14 protein-coding genes are annotated in these 17,083 nt (G+C 72.4%); 7 read left to right on the top strand and 7 right to left on the bottom strand.

The features are described from left to right. Window positions 1-15 precede the first annotated feature (15 nt). The gene (mtrA, locus tag ACT3T5_RS12335; RefSeq protein ID WP_444577898.1) at window positions 16-711 is read right to left on the bottom strand and encodes an MtrAB system response regulator MtrA; all 696 of its coding nucleotides are present in this window, start codon (window positions 709-711) and stop codon (window positions 16-18) included. 210 nt (window positions 712-921) lie between these two features. Here mtrA and ACT3T5_RS12330 point away from each other — a divergent pair, with 210 nt between their 5' ends. The 5 genes from ACT3T5_RS12330 (at window position 922) to ACT3T5_RS12310 (ending at window position 6,311) form a co-directional block, all read left to right on the top strand. Further along, a complete protein-coding gene (locus ACT3T5_RS12330; RefSeq protein WP_444594477.1) occupies window positions 922-2,061 on the top strand; it encodes a glycerophosphoryl diester phosphodiesterase membrane domain-containing protein in 1,140 nt (379 codons plus the stop codon). After that, window positions 2,058-2,732, top strand: coding sequence for a DUF4129 domain-containing protein (locus tag ACT3T5_RS12325; RefSeq protein WP_444577896.1), 675 nt, complete (start codon window positions 2,058-2,060; stop codon window positions 2,730-2,732). Before ACT3T5_RS12330 ends, ACT3T5_RS12325 begins: the two co-directional genes overlap by 4 nt. A 113-nt stretch (window positions 2,733-2,845) precedes the next feature. Continuing rightward, a complete protein-coding gene (locus ACT3T5_RS12320; RefSeq protein WP_444577895.1) occupies window positions 2,846-3,955 on the top strand; it encodes a DUF4350 domain-containing protein in 1,110 nt (369 codons plus the stop codon). Further along, the gene (locus ACT3T5_RS12315) at window positions 3,952-5,001 is read left to right on the top strand and encodes an AAA family ATPase (RefSeq protein WP_444577894.1); all 1,050 of its coding nucleotides are present in this window, start codon (window positions 3,952-3,954) and stop codon (window positions 4,999-5,001) included. The genes ACT3T5_RS12320 and ACT3T5_RS12315 overlap by 4 nt, the downstream gene beginning before the upstream one ends. Before the next feature lie 11 nt (window positions 5,002-5,012). Next, window positions 5,013-6,311, top strand: coding sequence for a DUF58 domain-containing protein (locus ACT3T5_RS12310; RefSeq protein ID WP_444577893.1), 1,299 nt, complete (start codon window positions 5,013-5,015; stop codon window positions 6,309-6,311). A 36-nt stretch (window positions 6,312-6,347) separates the two neighbouring features. Here ACT3T5_RS12310 and ACT3T5_RS12305 read toward each other — a convergent pair whose 3' ends face one another. Both ACT3T5_RS12305 and ACT3T5_RS12300 read right to left on the bottom strand, forming a co-directional pair. Beyond that, window positions 6,348-7,037, bottom strand: a complete 690-nt coding sequence (locus tag ACT3T5_RS12305; protein WP_444594476.1) for a class I SAM-dependent methyltransferase — start codon at window positions 7,035-7,037, stop codon at window positions 6,348-6,350. A gap of 74 nt (window positions 7,038-7,111) precedes the next feature. Continuing rightward, entirely contained in the window at window positions 7,112-8,107 is a 996-nt protein-coding gene (locus ACT3T5_RS12300; protein ID WP_444594475.1) for a stage II sporulation protein M, read from the bottom strand. A 116-nt stretch (window positions 8,108-8,223) separates the two neighbouring features. Here ACT3T5_RS12300 and ACT3T5_RS12295 point away from each other — a divergent pair, with 116 nt between their 5' ends. Further along, entirely contained in the window at window positions 8,224-9,075 is an 852-nt protein-coding gene (locus tag ACT3T5_RS12295; RefSeq protein ID WP_444594474.1) for an RDD family protein, read from the top strand. Between the two features lie 88 nt (window positions 9,076-9,163). On the opposite strand, the gene ACT3T5_RS12290 is transcribed toward ACT3T5_RS12295, so the two are convergent. Together ACT3T5_RS12290 and ACT3T5_RS12285 are read right to left on the bottom strand one after the other, a co-directional pair. Beyond that, the gene (locus tag ACT3T5_RS12290) at window positions 9,164-10,879 is read right to left on the bottom strand and encodes a phosphomannomutase/phosphoglucomutase (RefSeq protein WP_444577889.1); all 1,716 of its coding nucleotides are present in this window, start codon (window positions 10,877-10,879) and stop codon (window positions 9,164-9,166) included. Then, window positions 10,872-11,243: a DUF3499 domain-containing protein gene (locus tag ACT3T5_RS12285; RefSeq protein WP_444577888.1), complete on the bottom strand. Its 372-nt coding sequence runs from the start codon at window positions 11,241-11,243 to the stop codon at window positions 10,872-10,874. The genes ACT3T5_RS12290 and ACT3T5_RS12285 overlap by 8 nt, the downstream gene beginning before the upstream one ends. Window positions 11,244-11,332: 89 nt before the next feature. Between ACT3T5_RS12285 and ACT3T5_RS12280 the strand changes: the two genes are divergently transcribed. After that, entirely contained in the window at window positions 11,333-11,791 is a 459-nt protein-coding gene (locus tag ACT3T5_RS12280; protein WP_444594473.1) for a metallopeptidase family protein, read from the top strand. A gap of 44 nt (window positions 11,792-11,835) precedes the next feature. Here ACT3T5_RS12280 and ACT3T5_RS12275 read toward each other — a convergent pair whose 3' ends face one another. Then, window positions 11,836-13,578 (bottom strand): DUF5719 family protein, encoded by a 1,743-nt coding sequence (locus ACT3T5_RS12275; protein ID WP_444594472.1) that lies wholly within the window; start codon window positions 13,576-13,578, stop codon window positions 11,836-11,838. Further along, window positions 13,571-17,083, bottom strand: a complete 3,513-nt coding sequence (locus ACT3T5_RS12270; protein ID WP_444594471.1) for a hypothetical protein — start codon at window positions 17,081-17,083, stop codon at window positions 13,571-13,573. Before ACT3T5_RS12270 ends, ACT3T5_RS12275 begins: the two co-directional genes overlap by 8 nt.

Raw genomic sequence — 17,083 nt, 5'->3', positions numbered from 1 at the left:
GCCGGTCCGTCCTTGTCAGGACGCGCCCCCGGCGCGATAGCCGACGCCCCGGACCGTCACCACGATGCTGGGGTTCTCGGGATCATGCTCGATCTTCGAGCGCAGACGCTGGACATGGACGTTGACCAGACGGGTGTCGGCGCTGTGCCGGTACCCCCAGACATCGCGCAGCAGCACGTCACGGGTGAAGACCTGCCAGGGCTTCCGGGCGAGCTGCGTGAGCAGATCGAACTCGAGCGGGGTCAGGGAGATCAGTTCGCCGTCGCGGCTCACCTCGTGGCCGTCGACGTCGATGACCAGGTCACCGATCGCCAGCTGCTCAGTGGTGGGGGGATCGACCCGGCGCACACGGGCCTTGATCCGGGCGACCAGCTCCTCGGGCTCGAAGGGCTTGGTGAGATAGTCGTCGGCCCCGGCCTCGAGTCCCTCCACCACGTCGGCGGTGTCGGTGCGGGCCGTGAGCATGATGATGGGCACGCCGGACTCCCGGCGCAGCCGACGGCATACTTCGATGCCGTCCATGCCGGGGAGCATGAGGTCGAGGAGCACCAGGTCCGGTCGCAGTCGAGGGAACGTCTCCAGAGCGGAGGCGCCGTCGGGCGAGGTAGCCACCTCATAGCCCTTGCCGCGCAGGACTATCCCGACCATCTCGGCGATCGCCTGGTCATCATCAACCACGAGAATCCGTGAAGGCGTCGTCATGGAGGTCATTGTGCCACCGCTGGGCGCCGCTTCCTCGCATCCGCTCCCTGCGGGGGTGTCCGGAAGATGCACGGTCATCGACGTTCGTCGGATCGGTGAACGCGCTCCGGGTCCGTAAGTTGTTCTCCACGACATCGAATCGCCCTCGCCGACCCCGTCGGACCGCGGGCTGGACGAGATGCACGATGACACGCAGAACGTTGACACGCAGGAGGACCGATGAGCACCGGCTGGATCGCACCCGGGTCGACCGAGAGCACCGACCTGCCTCCCACAGGCCCCTCGGACGGCGACCCCTGGGGGAACGGCGGCTCGGGGAACGGTGGCCCCTCTGCCCCTGCCGGGCCTCGCCGGGAGCTGGTGCAGGATCTTCCGCTGTTCCCGCTGCGTCCGTTGGGACTCGGGGAGGTGCTCGGCGCCGCAGTGCGCATCTACCGCCTGAGGGCACGGACCGTGCTGGGCCTGGCGGCGATCGTCTACGGCATCGCCTTCGCGATCATGATGGTCACGACGGGGGCCGGGATGATCCCCTTCATCGGCGACATGCAGGCGATCATGGACGATCCCGAAGCGCCCACGTCCGCCTCGCTCTTCTCCGGTTCGGACATCCTGCTGACCGTCGGGTCCTCCGCGATCACCGGGGTCATCACGATGGTCGCCGCCTCGCTGGTCACGGTCGCCCTGACGGCGGTCGCGATGGGCGAGGCCACCGGGCGCAGCGTCTCCACCTCGCAGATGTGGGCCCTGGCGCGGCGGCTGGCAGTGCCCGCGATCTGCGTGAGCATCCTGATCGGGCTGCTGGAGCTCCTCGTCCTCGCCGTCCCCACGGCGCTCGGCGTCCTGCCCATCGTCCTCCTCCAGGAACCGAGCGTCCTCACCATCGGGGCGATCGTCGTCGGCCTGGTGATCGGGGTGCTCGCCGCGATCTGGATCTGGGCGCGCATGCTGCTCGCGATCCCCGCCCTCGTGGTCGAGGGCACCGGGATCCTCGGCGCGATCCGACGCTCCTTCCAGATGACCCGCGGTCGCAAGCTGTGGCGCGTGCTCGGCGTGGGGCTGCTCCTGTACGTGCTCTACGCCGTCGCCGTCCAGGTGGTCTCCGGAGTCTTCGGCATGGTCGCCACCGTGGCGTACCTGGCGATCCTGCTGGCCACAGCCGGGCAGGCCCTCGTCGTCGGCATGATCGTGCTGACGGTCCTCTCCCTGCTCGGCAGCTTCGTCGCGTACGTGCTGCTGTCCCCGTTCCTCTGCGCCGGGTTCGCCGCCCTCTACGCGGACAACCGCATGCGCCACGAGGCCTGGGACATCGAGCTGACGCGTCAGGCCCGGGAGAACTGGTCCACGGACGGCGCGCGATGAGTCCCGCCGGCCCTCCTCCCCTGGATCCCGACGAGGCGCGCTCGCGCATCCTCGACGAGCTGTCCAAAGCGGAGTACGACGACTCCCCCGGCTTCGTGGACTGGCTGCTCGGGGTGATCGAACGGTGGTACATGAACCTTGTGGACGGGATCGACGGCTCCTCGGCCGCTCAGGCCGGGATCGCCGTGCTCCTGCTCCTCGCACTGCTGGCGGTCGCGTTCCTGGTGCTGCGCCGTACCGGCATGATCCGTCGCAGCCATTCCCTCGCCGTCGCCCCCGAGCTCGACGCCGATCCCGTGCTGACCGCCGCCGAGCTGCGCGACGGGTCCCGCAGCGCCATCGCGGCGGGACGTTTCGACGACGGCGCGGTGCTCGCCCTGCGCTCCCTCGTGCGCGACCTCGACCAACGCACCCTGCTGGACGTCTCGGCCGGCCTGACCGCCCATGAGGCCGCCGAGCGGGCCGCCCTCTCCTACCCGGACCTGCGCGGCCGCCTCCAACGTGGGGCCACGGCCTTCGACACCGCCGCCTACTCCCCCCGGCACGCCACGGAGAAGCAGGCGGACGACCTGCTGCGACTCGCGCAGTACATCGCCGAATCCGCCCCGGATCTCACCGCCGCCGACACAGCCGTCGACACCGCCGGATCCCGGTCCGGGACCAGCAGATGAGCGCCGCGACGACGTCAGGCCCCGCTCCGACACCACCGTCGTCCCCGCCGGAGGGACGGCGGGCACCCGGGCGGCCTGCTGCGGATCCCGCGGCCACGGGCCGGCGCCCCTGGTTGACCGTCCTCGTCGTGATCGCCGTGCTCGCCGCGGTCCTCGCCTCCGTCGCCCGTGGCTTCTACCGTGACGGCCCCCTCGAGCCCGACGCCCCGACCGGGCAGGGCTCCAAGGCCACGGTCGAGGTGCTCACGGATCTCGGGGTGGACGTGCAGGTCGGTCGCCACACCGACGATGCCGTCGAGGCGCTGCACGCCGGCCGGACCGTGCTGGTGACGGCTCCGAGCGATCTCTCGGGCACGCAGCTCACCGCTCTCGCCGAGGCGCAGGAGGCCGACGGCGGGCAGCTCGTGCTCGTCCAGCCCGACTTCGTCACGCTGTCGTACTTCACCACCGCGATCAGCCCCACCGGAGCAGTCCGCTCGACGACGGATCTGCCCGCGGGTCCCGGGTGCGGGGACCTCGCCCACGGCGCACGGCAGGTGCACGTGCCCGGATCAGGCGGCCTGCGCGGACCCTCGAGCCTCTACCGCACCTCCGACGAGGCCGACGGATGCTTCGACGCCGGCGACGGAGCACTGGTGGCCGCCGAGGATGGGGTCATCGTGCTGGGCAGCGCCGACCTGCTGACCAACGAGGGGATCGGCGAGGCCGACAACTCCGCGCTCGTGCTGAACGTGCTGGGCGAGTCCGGCGAGCTGACCTGGTACGTCCCCTCCGCCGGGGATCCGATGGGCTCGAGCAGCATGTCCCTCGTGAGCTACCTCCCGGACTGGGCGGGCCCGGTCACGCTGTGGATCCTCACCGTGGGCCTGATCGCCGTGGTGGCGCTCGGACGGCGCTTCGGTCCGGTGGTCGTCGAGCCGCTGCCCGTCACCGTGCGGCCCCAGGAGCTCGTGCTGGGTCGGGCCCGTCTGCTCCAGCGGTCCGATGCCCGGGACGCGGCCGCGACCTCTCTGCGATCCGCCACGTCGACACGGCTCGCCGACCGGCTCGGGCTGCGCCATGAATCCGCCCTCGACGGTCTGCTGGCGGCCCTCGCGCCGCACACGGACCGTTCCCCCGAGCAGCTGCGCACGCTGCTCGGCCCCACCCCCGTCACCACCGACGAGGACCTCGTGCGACTCGCACAGGACCTCGACCGCCTCGAGAAGGAGATCGACCGATGACCGACACCACCCCCGGTGCCGCCCCGGACGCCATGCCCGGAAGCACCCCCGGCAGCGCCCCCAGTGGTGCCACGACCACGCCGCAGGACGCGGTCGACCAGGACACCCGGACCCATCTGCAGGGGCTCTCCACGGAGATCCACAAGGGAGTCGTCGGCCAGGATGCCGCGGTGACGAGCCTCGTCGTGGCGCTGCTGTGCCGCGGGCACGTGCTCCTCGAGGGCGTCCCGGGCGTGGCCAAGACGCTGCTGGTGCGGTCCCTGGCCGCCGCGCTCGACGTGCGGATGCGCCGCGTGCAGTTCACGCCGGACATGATGCCCGGCGACATCACCGGCTCCCTGATCTACGACAACACCACCAGCGATCTCGTGTTCCGCGAGGGTCCGGTGTTCACCAACCTGCTGCTGGCCGACGAGATCAACCGGACCCCGCCGAAGACCCAGTCGGCCCTCCTGGAGGCGATGGAGGAGCGGCAGGTGACGGTCGACGGTGCGAGCCGCCCTCTGCCCGATCCGTTCCTCGTGATCGCCACCCAGAACCCGATCGAGTTCGACGGCACCTACACCCTGCCCGAGGCGCAGCTGGATCGGTTCCTGCTCAAGGCCGTCATGCCCTTGCCGGACCGCGACGTGGAGATCGACGTGCTGCGCCGTCACGCGGACGGCTTCGACACGTCCGACCTCGCCGCGATGGGTCTGGGACCGGTCGTCGACGTCCCCTCGCTGCACCGCGCCCAGCAGGACGTCTCCCAGGTCATGGCCGAGGATCCCGTCGTGCAGTACATCGTGGACGTGTGCCGGGCCACCCGCAGCTCCCCCAGCCTGTCGCTCGGCGTCTCGCCCCGTGGTGCGATCGCGCTGCTGCGCACCTCCCGGGCCTGGGCCTACCTGACAGGTCGCGACTTCATCACCCCGGACGACGTGAAGACCATGGCACCGTCCACCCTGTCGCACCGGGTGCGCCTGACCACCGAGTCGGAGCTCGAGGGCACCCAGGTCGAGTCCGTGCTCGCGGCGACGCTCGCCTCCGTGCCGGTGCCGCGCTGAGGCGCCGTGCCATGAGGATCTCCCTGACCCCGCGCGCGGCCCTGGCCGCGCTGATCCCCCTGCCCGTTGTCGTGCTCTGGCCGAGCTGGTGGATGCTGCTGGTCCTGTTCGCGCTCTGGGCACTGGTGGTCCTCGCCGACGCCTTCGCGGCGCCCGCCCCGACCGCGATCCGGGTGCGTCGCGAGGCGCCTGTCCAGGTGCGACTGGGCAACGAGGTCACCGGACGGGTGCTGCTGACCAACACCACCGCCCGCACCGCGCGCCTCGAGGTGCGCGACGCCTGGAACCCCACTGCCGGTCTCGCCGCACAGCGCTCCACGATCCGGGTCCCCGCCCACGAGCGTCGGGCGATCGGCCAGCACTTCACGCCCACTCGACGCGGCGAGCACAGCTCACGGGCGCTCCTGGTCGCCTCGTGCGGCCCGTGGGGCCTGGCACGGCGCACGACGTCGGCCGACGCCCCCGGACGCCTGCTCGCCCTGCACCCCTTCGGATCGCGTCGCCACCTCCCCTCCCGCGTGCAGCGGCTGCGGGAGATCGAGGGCCTGGCGGCGATCCACCAGCGCGGCCAGGGCACCGAGTTCGACTCGCTGCGGGACTTCGTGGACGGCGACGACGTGCGCTCGATCGACTGGCGTGCCACCGCCCGCCGCCGCAGCGTCGTGGTGCGCACGTGGAGGCCCGAGCGGGATCGGCACGTGCTGATCGTCGTGGACACCTCCCGCACCTCGGCGAGCCGACTCGGCGACGCCACCCGCCTGGACTCCGCCTTCGATGCCGCGCTGCTGCTGACGGCGCTCGCCGGGCAGGCCGGGGACCGCGTGGATCTGCTGTGCATCGACCGCATCCCGCACGTCTCCGTGCTCGGCTCGACCCGGACGAAGGTGCTCCACGACATGGTCACCGCGACCGCCGCGGTGCACCCTGCGCTCGTCGAGACCGACTGGGACCTCGCGGCGGGGGTCATCGCCGACCGTGCCCGGCGCGGTTCCCTCGTGGTGCTCGTGACCCCGGTGGACGCGTCGGTCGTGCATACGGGACTGCTCCCGGTCGCCGCGCGCCTGGCCAAGGACCATCCGCTCGTGGTCGCCTCGGTCGCAGATCCTGCCCTCGAGGAGCTCGCCGCGGATCGCAGCGATGTCGAGGACGTCTACCGTGCGGCCGCCGCGGAGAAGGCTCGCGCCGAGCGGGCCGGGGTCTCCCGGACCCTCGAACGGGTGGGCGCCCATGTCGTCGACGCCCCGCCGGACAGCGCCCCGCAGGCCCTCGCCGATGCGTACCTCGCCCTGAAGGCCGCCGGCAGGCTCTGAGCTCTCCGCTCTCCGCACTCCGCTCTCCAGTGCTGCTCAGGCCAGCGACCCGTGCTCGCGCTTCCGTGCGAGTACCTGATAGGTGTGCCAGTGCTTCGGGCCCTGGAGAGAAGCACCATCGCGCTCCCCCTCCTGCAGGGAGAGCGCCTCGACGTCCTCGAGCAGCGTCTCGACGTCTGCGCGGGCCAGGAACGTGCCGTCGATGCCGGCCCAGTCGTCACGGTCGCCGAAGAGATCCACGGCGAGGATCCCTCCCGGCCGCAGCGCGTCACGCATGGCCTGCCACAGACGATTGAAGCTCGCCCGCGGTACGAAGGGCAGGGTGGCGCAGGCCAGGATCAGATCCGCCGACGGCAGCACGGTGATCTCCGCCAGATCCACGGTCGTGTGCTTCACGGGGAGATCCGCGGCCAGCGCGTCCATCTCCGGCACCACGCTGAGATCCATGTCGTAGGCATGAACCGTGTACCCGCTCTCCGCGAGATAGCGGGTCTCGATTCCTCGGCCGCACCCGAGCTCGATGGCCACGCGCCGTGCCCCCACCGCGTCCGTGGATCTCGCCCCGGTCGGCCGCGGGACATCCGTCGGCCCTGGCACGCTCTTCGGCGTCGCATCGCCCGTGGGCCGGGCCGCGGCGACGGCGGCGCGGGCCAGAGGGCGCACGTCCCTGCCCTCCTGCGCGGCGTTGTACTGGGTGAAGTTCCGGTCGGAGCTGCTGGCCTTCATCCCTGCAGGGTACGGCGCTGGCTGCGAGGACAACGTACTGCTCGGCCGACTGCCCGACCCGCCCGACCCGCCCCTCAGCCGGCGGCGGCCACGCGATCGCCCACGAGCTCATCGGAGAGGTCGCCGGTGATCCCGAGGCGATGCACCTGACGCCCGCGCACGAGGAAGAAGACCATGAAGGCCGCCCAGGCGATGACGCCGAGGCCGATCCTCACCGCCGGGGGAAGCCCGCTCGGAGTCACGAAGGCCTCGAGGAAGCCGGAGATCAGCAGCACCGGCACAAGACCGATCGCCACCGTGACCAGGGACCGGGCCGCCCGGGACAGCGCCCAGAGCCGAGGGAGCGGGCCGGGCCGCACCCAGGCCCAGAACGTGCGCAGCCCGGCGCCGGCACCGACCAGCACCGCGGTGATCTCCAGCAGACCGTGGGGCAGCAGGTAGACGAAGTAGGTGTCCAGCCCGCCGTAGGCGCCCATCACGCCACCGGAGAGCCCGACGTTCAACCCGTTCTGCACGAGCATGATCAGCGGCCAGATCCCTGTCGCGCCGAACACGACGGCCTGCACCGTGATCCACGCGTTGTTCGTCCAGACCTGGGCGGCGAAGCCGGTGGCCTCGCCCTCGAAGTAGTAGGAGACGAAGTCCCGCTGTGCGAGGGAGCGCTGGGCCGCCTCAGGGAGCACCAGGCCGCGGGCCACCGGATCCGTCCCGAAGTACACCCCGGTGACGATCGCCGAGGCCAGGAAGATCGCGGCGGAGAGCGCCACCGGCCAGCGTGCCTCGTACAGGGCGGCGGGAAGGTCCTCCCACAAGAAGGTGCGCGCGTTCTTCCACAGCGGGATGCGCGCCCCGGTGATCCGCAGGCGCGCCCGATGCACCAGCAGCGAGAGCCTCGCCGTGAGCGCCGGATCCGGGTTGGTGGAGCGCACGGTCGACAGGTGGGTGGACGTCTCCTGGTAGAGAGCCAGCAGCTCGTCGATCCCCTGCGCGTCGAGGGTGCGCGTCCGGGTCAGTTCCGCGAGCCGCTCCCACTGGGGGCGGTGCACGGCGATGAATGCGTCGGTGTCCACGAACCCAGCGTAGGGTCCCGCCCGCCATCGCACCGCCGACGAAAGTCGGAGCCCGCCGCGCCGGAAGCCGACGCTCGGCGCTGACCGCGGACGGCGGAGGCTGACAGGATGGGGCCATGGCAACGATGGGCACCGCTGCGCCGGTCTCGGCGCGCACCGACCGTGACGCGCTGATCACCGGGGATGCTGTCCTCCTGGAGCTGCGTCCGGCCTCCTTCGCGGCCCGCATGCTCTCCGCGGCGATCGACGGCGTGCTGCAGCTGGGCATCCTCATCACCTGCACCGTCGCGGTGGCGTGGACGGCGGCGCGCGCGGATCTCGACGAGGGGCTGATCGCCGCCGCGATCGTGGCCGTGTCCGTGGCCGCCTACGTCGGGTACCCGGTGCTGTGCGAGATGCTCCTGCACGGTCGATCGGTGGGTCGGTTCGTGATCGGCACGCGGGTGGTGCGGGACGACGGCGGCCCCGTCCACGGGCGCCAGAGCCTGATCCGCGCCGTGATGGCGATGCTGGAGATCTGGTCCACCGCCGGAGCCGTCGCGCTGACCTGCGCGGTGATCGACCGCAAGTCACGACGGCTGGGAGATCTGCTGGCCGGGACCCTCGTGATCCAGGAACGCATGGCGGCGATCGAGCCGAGGCGGACAGAGGTCCCTGCGAGCCTGCGGGACTGGGCGGCCGCCGCCGACGTGGGCCGGCTCCCGCTCACCCTCATGCAGGACATCCGCTCGTTCCTGCCGCGGGCCGCCAGCATCAATCCGGAGTCGCGCCGTCAGCTCTCCCGGGACCTGCTGCGCCGCACGCTCCCCCACGTCGCGCCTGCTCCGCCGCCCGGAACGGTGCCCGAGGAGTTCCTGGCCGCGGTGATCGCCGAGCGATCCCGCCGTGACGAGGATCGGCTGCGCCGAGCGCAGGACCGCCAGGAGGATCTCGCCGCCGAAGTGCGCGCGGTGCGCTTCTCCGCCTGATCCGCTCCGGACAGCGGCTCTCAGCGGCACAGCATCCCCGGGCCGTCAGTGCAGCCGACACCGCCAGCAGGAGTTCGGACGCCTCGTCTCAGGCTGTCGGCACGTCGTGCCGCCCGGCGATCAGCACCGGGATCCCGCCCTCGACCGGGTGCCGACGGGCACAGTCCGTGCACTGAAGAGCCGCCTCGACGTCCCGCAGCTCTCCCCCGCAGTCAGGGCAGCACAGGCGAGAACGCACCCAGCTGGGGACGTCGGCGCCGCTGGCACCGGCAGGCAGCTCGACGGCTTCTGCCCCCGATTCCGCCTGCTCGACCTCCGAAGCCGCCAACTCGACCTCCGCCTGCTCGGCGGCGTGCTCATCCCGCGCGATGGCGAGGATCTCGTCCCGGATGCGGGCCATGGTGGTCCTCTGTTCTGCTTCGACGTTCAGCCGCAGCAGCGGCTCGGTGTTCGAGGAGCGCAGCGAGAACCACCAGCGACCCTCCGGGGCGAGGTCCTCGTCCCAGTGCACGACGGTCAGCCCGTCCAGCTCGTCGATCCGCGCGGCGGGCAGCGACGTCACATGATCGCGGACCCGGCCCCGCGCCGACTCGGCATCGTGCACCGGGGAGTTGATCTCCCCGCTGGAGGGATACGGATCATGCTCCGCGACGAGCGCGGACAGCGACCCGTCGGTCTCGGCGAGCGCCGCGAGCACATGGAGCGCCGCAAGCATCCCGGAGTCCGCGGAGAAGAAGTCCCGGAAGTAGTAGTGCGCGGAGTGCTCACCGCCGAAGACGGCGTCGTTCTCGGTCATGATCGCCTTGATCAGCGAGTGGCCCACGGGCGCGCGCACCACGTCACCCCCGGCCTCGAGCACCGTCTCGGCGACATGGCGGGAGGAGACCAGGTTCGCGACCACGACGGGCCGCTCCTGGCCGGCGGCACGCGCCCGTGCGATCTCGCGGCGCGCGATGAGCGCGGTCACCGCGGAGGGCGGGACCGGGGTGCCGGTCTCGTCGACCGTCACGCAGCGGTCGGCGTCACCATCGAAGGCGAGACCGAGGTCCGCCCCCTCACGGACGACCGCCTCCTGCAGATCACGAAGGGTATCGCGATCCAGCGGGTCGGCACGATGGTTGGGGAAGGTGCCGTCGAGGTCGAAGTGGAGCGGGATCAGCTCGAGCTGCTCCAGGGACCCGAGCACGGCGGGGGCGGTGAGCCCGGCCATCGCGTTGGCCGCGTCCACGACGACCCGCAGCGGCCGGCGGGTCGGGATCTCGACCAGCTCATGGAGGGTCCGGGCGTAATCCGGGAGGGTGTCCAGCGGCTCCGCGCGCCCTTGCCCGCTCTCCGGGATCTCCCCGGCTGCGAGATAGGCCTCGGCACTGCGACGGATCTCGTCCAGGCCCGTGCCGCGGCTGATCGGTCGGGCGCCCGGCAGGCACAGCTTGAGGCCGTTGTCGGAGGCGGGGTTGTGCGAGGCGGTGATCATCACCCCTGCCGCACGGTGCAGCCCGGCGGCGCAGTACAGCTGGTCGGTGGAGGAGAGCCCGGCATCGGCCACGATCGCCCCGCGGCGCACCGCGCCCTCGATGACGGCACGTGAGAGCTCCGGGGAGCTGACGCGCATGTCATGGGCCACGATCAGCTCCTGGGACTCCAGGAAGTCCGCAAAAGCCGCTCCGAGGGCGCGGGCGACGTCGACGCTCAGCTGCGTCCCGGCTTCGCCGCGCACGTCGTAGGCCTTCACGATCGCGGAGAGGGAGCCGTCACCGGCCGCAGCCGGAGCAGCGCCCACAGGGGATGGCGCGGGGTCAGTCATTCGTGCTCCTGAGAACATGGAGGTGGCGGCCGGGCTCGGAGTCGTCGGGCCGACGGTGCGGGGCACGAGGAGCGGACGAGCCCGGGCTCCGTCCGGTCTCGTCCGTCGGAGCCGGTCGGGGCCGTACGGCATCGGCGAGAGCGACCAGGTCGTCGCTGGCCTCCTCGCCTCCGGCGACGCGCAGCAGCTCCCAGCCCCGAGGGGCGGTCATGCGGCTGGCATGGTCGCGGCAGAGATCATAGGCATGGGGCTCGCTGTCCCGCGAGAGGGGGCCCAGCACCGCGGTGGAATCCGCGTAGACGAAGGTCAACGAACTCACAGCCGGTCGCGAGCAGGCGGTTCTGGAGCATTCACGAGCTGGCACGTCATGCAGTGTACGCAGTCCTACCGACGATGGGTCGACGCCGCGCCCTGACCGGCGTGGACGGGGGCACAGAACGCTACTGTGGGTGCATGGATGTCGAGCCGTCGTCTCTCCCCGGCACCCCCGGGCCCCGCCCGGGACCCCGACGCCGCGATCGTCGCGGACGCGGCCGTCGCTGGGACCTGATCCCCCCGCATCTCCCGGGATATCGCACACGTCGGGAGCAGTTCGACGACACCGTCGCCGATGCCGGTGCCGCCCTCGCCGAACGCTTCCCGCGTCGCCTCGCCCACCTGCAGGTTCTCGTCGAGGAGGTCCCGCCCTCGGATCCGGCTCCCTGGGAGGACGCGACGGTGCTGCTGGGCCGGGTCCTGCCGCCGTCCCGGGACCATCCGGCACGGGTGATCGTCTACCGTCGGCCGATCCAGACCCGGTGCGAGGGCGAGCAGGACACCGAGATGCTGGTGCGTCAGGTGCTGGCCGAGCAGATCGGCTCCCTGCTGAGCATCGATCCCGAGGACGTGGATCCGGAGGCGTGGGAGGACTGACCCGAGCGGCCGGCCCGAGCTCCACGTCCTTCGGACCGGCGCTGTCAGTCCTGCACCCTGATGGTGAGCGGATCGGTGGTCTGCTGGGCTGTGGTGACCGGGAGCGCCGAGAGCAGGAGGCCGCCGGCGCCGTCGCCCTCCCGTTGCATCCATCCGGCGTGCACCGCACCCGGCACGTCCGGGACCACGGAGAGCGCGCTCGGGCGGGCGCCGTCGATCCTCAGCGAGCTGTCCGGGACCGTGACCGAAGCCCCCTTCGCGACCTCCACCTCGAGCGGCTTCCCCGCGCTGCCATCGGCGGCGAAGGGCACGATGGTCACTCCACTCGCCTCCGCGGCCGTCAGGGTCAGGCTCCCGGCACCTCCCTCGGCCGGAAGCGCCAGGACTCCGGCGCTGACCAGGGCGGACGCCGGGGAGACGATCGTGAAGTCGACCGGCGCCCCGAGGGTGTCGCCGGGCAGGTCCGCCCCGGTGGCCGAGCTGCGCGTCACGGCATGCACCGGGTCCGCGGACCGCACCGTGACCGAATAGGAGCCGTCCGCGAGTCCCTCCAGCGGCAGCGGGACCACCGCGCCGGCGGCGATCTCGACGTCCTCGAGGGAGGCCGCATCGAGGACCCCGTCGGGTCCGGAGACCTCGACCGACGCGGTGGTGTCCGTCCCCTGCGGGTTCGCCAGCACCAGCTGGGGGGCCGTCCCGGCGACGTCCACCCCGGGCATGGTCTGCTCGACGGCCGCCGCGGGGAGCGGCGTGAGCATCTCCGCCCCACCGGGGGTGAGGCCGTCGCGCTCGGTGGTCTGGATGTGCATCGACAACGGCGCGCCGAGCACCGATGCCCGCACCCCCACGGCGTCGTGACCACCGACGACGGACTCGAGCAGGACCTGCTCCTCGGCGCCCGGGGCGACGACGATCTGGCTGCGGCCCTTCATCGCGGCCGGCCCGTCCTCGGTCCAGACCTGCACCGACGCGGTCGCAGGACGCGTGGTCGGATTGCGCAGCACGAGCGTGGAGCTGTCCCCGGTGGCCGTGGAGATCCCCAGGAACGTGGCATCCGTCTGGGGAGCGCCGCAGCGGGTCAGTGCGAGCGACCGGTAGTCACCGCTGGTGGTGGCGGTGGACTGCACGGAGTCCGTGACCGGCCTTCCTCCCTCGGAGGTCGCGGCCCGGACCACGGAGGCGCCGTCGACCTCGGGAATGATCTGGATCCCCACACCGAGGTCCGCAGAGGCGGTGTCCTCGCTCAGCGCGGAGCCGTCGGCCGCCTCCGTGGCGAGGGACGGGGCGCGCACCTCGCCGTTCTCGTCCTGCAGGGTCTCGGAGCCGCTGACCCGCCCGAAGAGCACCGACGAGTCCTGCTCGAGGGCGACGCTGGACAGACCCACCGTGGCGCTCGGCGGGGTGACGGACAGATCCTGATCTGCCGTCTCGACGAGCAGCTGATCGGGGACCTCGAGCGGTCCCGGGCACTGCAGCGTGCTCGCCCCGGGCTGCGACTGGCTCTGGGCGTGGGTGACCTGCGTCGGCTCGGGGGTCGGCGCGGTCACGATGACGCCGATCGCGGCCGCGAGCGGCAGCAGGGCCGCCAGGGCCAGCACCGGACGCACGGGCCCGTGGCGCTCGCGGCGGGACAGGGGCGGGTGCTCCTGCCCCTGCTCGTCGGGCCCGCCGCCCGAGGTGCCGCCGCTCGAGGTGCCGCCGCTCGAGGTGCCGCCGCTCATGGGGCCGCCTTCGGGAGCCGGTGGGTGCTGGGAATCGTGGTCGCGCCGCGGATCGTGGTCAGCCATACATCTCCTCCGCGTCCCGGGTGCGCAGGCGCCAGGGGATCGAGATCACGATGGTCAGAGCGAGAACCGCGTGCAGCAGGATCTGCCAGACCAGCCGGGCAGGCTGCTCGCGGTGGATGTCGATCTCGCCGTCGGCTCCGGACGGCACGACGAAGCCCTGCGCCCAGTCGCCGACGACGACAGGTTCGAGCTCGGTCCCGTCCAGGGTCGCTCGCCACTGGCTGTCGGCGCGCTCGGAGAGCACCACGGTGCGCTCGCTGCTGTCCGCGGGGATCCGACCGGTCGCGTCGATGACGCCGCTGGCCAGCGCCACCGGTTTCGAGCCGCCGACGACCACGGCGCGAGGTGACGTGCCGAGCACGCGCCACATGCCGCCCCGAGCACCCTCGGTGACCTTCTCCAGGGTCGAGGAGGAATCGAGCGCGTCCACGAGATCCGACTGGTCGGAGGGGTCGCCCTCCACGACGACGTAGGCGATCGCGAGGGAGGCCGCCGCCTGGTCCGCCTCACCGGCGTCGGATCCCTCCGCCCCGCTGGACAGCATCGTGGCGACCGACGTGCGCAGGGCGCTCCGGGCGGGGTCCTCGCCGATGCTCTCGCCGGAGCGGACCGTGTCCACGGCGCGCGCATCCGTGATCGTGGCGTGCTGGATGACGGTGTCCCCGCCGTGGACGACGAGGCTCGCCTCGATCGTGCCGTCATCCTGCTGCGCGAGCACGAGCACCCGCGCCCGCGCATCGGTGCGTCCCTGGTCCGCTGCGGCGGCCGGGACCTCACCGCCCTCGACGCGGTCCAGACGGAGCTGACCGGGCAGTGCCAGGGTCCAGCCGGCGACCGTCGCGAGGCAGACAACGGCGACGAGGGCGCCGATCACGGTCGTACCGGCGCGCCGCAGGCCGCCGTCCTCCTCCTCGCGTCGGGCCAGGGCGTCGAAGCTCGCGGCGGCGCCGACCGAGAGGGCCAGCAGGATCGCGCTCTGCAGCGCGTTCCAGGGTGCCGGCACCAGCTGGTCGCCGGCGACGGCGAGCGCGGTGGAGCGGGTCAGCAGCAGGGTCATGAGGCCGACGGCGGCCACCAGGATGCTGAACCGTCCCGCCCGGCCGGCGTTCCCCGCGAGCAGCGGGGAGATGACGGCGGCGACCACCACGGGTGCCACCGGCAGCATCGGCACCAGCAGAGCACCGGTGGTGCCCACCAGCGGGACGAGCAGCTCCTGCAGCCCGGGGGCGACCGGCCACAGGGAGAGCAGGTCGAGCGTGTCGGCGCTCGCGGCCCGGGGCGGGACCCCGCTGACGGCCAGCAGCGTCTCGGGATGGCCGAGGTAGACGGGGAGGTAGGGGACGTGCAGCGCGAGCGAGGGCAGCAGCACCCACAGCAGGCGGAGGCGCCGGCCGGGCACGGCGACCGCGAGGAGCGCGATCCCCAGCGCCGTCAGCAGCACCAGCACCGGGCTCACGGCTCCGATGATCAGGAGCAGCAGACCTCCGGCCGCCGCCGCGGACACGCTGGCCTGGGAGACCTTGTGGGGCAGACCGATCGCGCGGCCTATGCACAGGGCGAGCAGCGGCAGCAGGGCGTGGACCACGAGCAGCGGCCACGCGCCGATCGCGAGGGCGGAGACGAGGGGCGGCGCCAGTGCCCAGAGGGTGGCGAGGGTCAGCCGGGCGCCGACGGCGCGGGTGATCGCGCCAGCTGCCCACCAGGCGGCGAGCGCGCTGGCCGGCACGGCGGCGAACACGACGACCTCGACGAGGGAGCTGCCGCCGATCGGGAGGTGCCCCAGCAGGCGGATCAGCGGATCTGCCGGGCCCCGCTCCCCGAGGCCGCCGGGGATCCAGCTGGACCACGCGGCCGCCCAGGACGCCGCCCAGCTCTCGGGCAGAGCACGCAGACCGGGGCCGGTGAGCTCGCCGCGGCCGAAGAGTCCTCTCAGCGCGAACAGCCCCAGGACGGTCGAGGCCAGCGCCACGACGACCGTCCAGAGCACGTGACGGCCGTAGTCGGCATCCTCCACACCGTGGTGAGTGCCCGAGATGCCCCAGGTGGTGCGACGGATCCGACGTCGATGATCGTCGTCGGCGAACAGCCGCGTCCAGGTGTCCTCGAGCCAGCGCCGCATGCTGTCGCCGCGCGGCAGATACAGCGGGGCGAGCCGACCGCTCGGCACGCGCGCCCGGCGGCGCGCCGCTCGGCTCCGGGAGAGCACCCGGCCCACCCGGGGCATCGCGGCGGCCCAGGCCCGCAGCTCCATGGCGGCACGCCGCGGCTGCGACGCCGCCACGGAGCCTGCCATGCGCAGCAGCGTCGTCAGGGGCAGGAGGATGAGCATGGCGAGCGCCATGAGCAGGGAGCGGTGCTTCAGCAGCACGAGGATCTGGCCTGTGCGCTGCTCCTGCAGGCGCTCCAGCAGCGGACGCGTCGGATGGGGGGACACCACGCGGGCCGCCGACTGGACCGCGACCCGTTCCCCGGATCGCCAGACCCGCCGGCACAGGTCGATCTCCGCCCAGGGTTCGGGGAGGTCAGGATCCAGCCCGCCCACGTCACGCAGTGTCTGCTCACGGATCAGCATGCCGGGCAGGGCGACCGCGAGGACGTCCTCACGCCAGTCGGCCTGCCCCTGGTCGATCTCCCCGGGAGCGACCCCGGTGATGATGCGCCCGCCGTGCGTCAGGGTGAGGCCGACGTCGACCAGGGCGTCCGCGCTCTCCGCCGTCAGCGGGGCCGCGTCGCCGGGCTCGTCATGGGAGTTTCCGGCCTCGTCATGGGAGTTCCCGGCCTCGTCCTCCGCCCGCACCCCGCCCAGCGGCATGCCCTCCGGAGCAGGACGGTTCCTGGGACGGACTCGCTTGGCGCCGACCACGCCCGTGTTCGGGGAGTTCGCCGCCATCTCGAGCTCCCGCTCCAGGGCATCCCGGCCGGGGGTCCCGGCGTCGGTGACGAACCACAGCCAGCTCTCCTCCGCCGCACCAGCTGTGCGGCCGATGCGGCGACCGGAACGCTGGCGCTCCGTGCGCAGCCGTTCGGGGACCAGGGCCAGGTCCTCGGCCTGCTGGGTGCGGCGTCGCTCTTCCGCCACCGTGTCGATGGCGCGTGCACGCCGCCCGGGAGGGGCCGACGTCTCGGCAGGCTCCGTGGTCGACAGGGACGGGGCGGAGGCTCCGTGGCCAGAGGCACTGTGCGCAGAGGGACCGTGCTCGGAGGGCCCCTCCGCGAGGGCCTCGTCATCGGCCGGCCCGACGTCGTCGAGGAGGTCCAGGGCCTCGTACATCGCCCCGGCACGTCCGACGGTGGACGACATTGTCCTGACGTCGTCGACGAGGCCGTCGCCGAGCAGCTGATCGAGTCGGGTACGGGACTCGTCAGGAAGATCCGCCCCGGCGACCACCACCAGGCGGTCGGCGGGTCGGGATTGTGCGAGGACTGCATCGAACGTCGCGTTGCGGGAACGCTCAGGGGTCGACCCGCTCAGCAGGACGACAGCAGTGACATGACGTTCGCTCAC

This window comes from Brachybacterium sp. AOP3-A1-3 (assembly GCF_052378285.1).
GTDB lineage: Bacteria > Actinomycetota > Actinomycetes > Actinomycetales > Dermabacteraceae > Brachybacterium.
This window is presented reverse-complemented; position numbering and strand designations above follow the sequence as displayed.

Coding starts and splice junctions, on each gene's coding strand:
- ACT3T5_RS12330 (WP_444594477.1), top strand. CDS start 922: ATGAGCACCGGCTGGATCGCACCCGGGTCGACCGAGAGCACCGACCTG.
- ACT3T5_RS12325 (WP_444577896.1), top strand. CDS start 2,058: ATGAGTCCCGCCGGCCCTCCTCCCCTGGATCCCGACGAGGCGCGCTCG.
- mtrA (WP_444577898.1), bottom strand. CDS start 711: ATGACCTCCATGACGACGCCTTCACGGATTCTCGTGGTTGATGATGAC.
- ACT3T5_RS12290 (WP_444577889.1), bottom strand. CDS start 10,879: ATGACTGACCCCGCGCCATCCCCTGTGGGCGCTGCTCCGGCTGCGGCC.
- ACT3T5_RS12310 (WP_444577893.1), top strand. CDS start 5,013: ATGAGGATCTCCCTGACCCCGCGCGCGGCCCTGGCCGCGCTGATCCCC.
- ACT3T5_RS12275 (WP_444594472.1), bottom strand. CDS start 13,578: ATGGCTGACCACGATCCGCGGCGCGACCACGATTCCCAGCACCCACCG.
- ACT3T5_RS12315 (WP_444577894.1), top strand. CDS start 3,952: ATGACCGACACCACCCCCGGTGCCGCCCCGGACGCCATGCCCGGAAGC.
- ACT3T5_RS12280 (WP_444594473.1), top strand. CDS start 11,333: ATGGATGTCGAGCCGTCGTCTCTCCCCGGCACCCCCGGGCCCCGCCCG.
- ACT3T5_RS12305 (WP_444594476.1), bottom strand. CDS start 7,037: ATGAAGGCCAGCAGCTCCGACCGGAACTTCACCCAGTACAACGCCGCG.
- ACT3T5_RS12295 (WP_444594474.1), top strand. CDS start 8,224: ATGGCAACGATGGGCACCGCTGCGCCGGTCTCGGCGCGCACCGACCGT.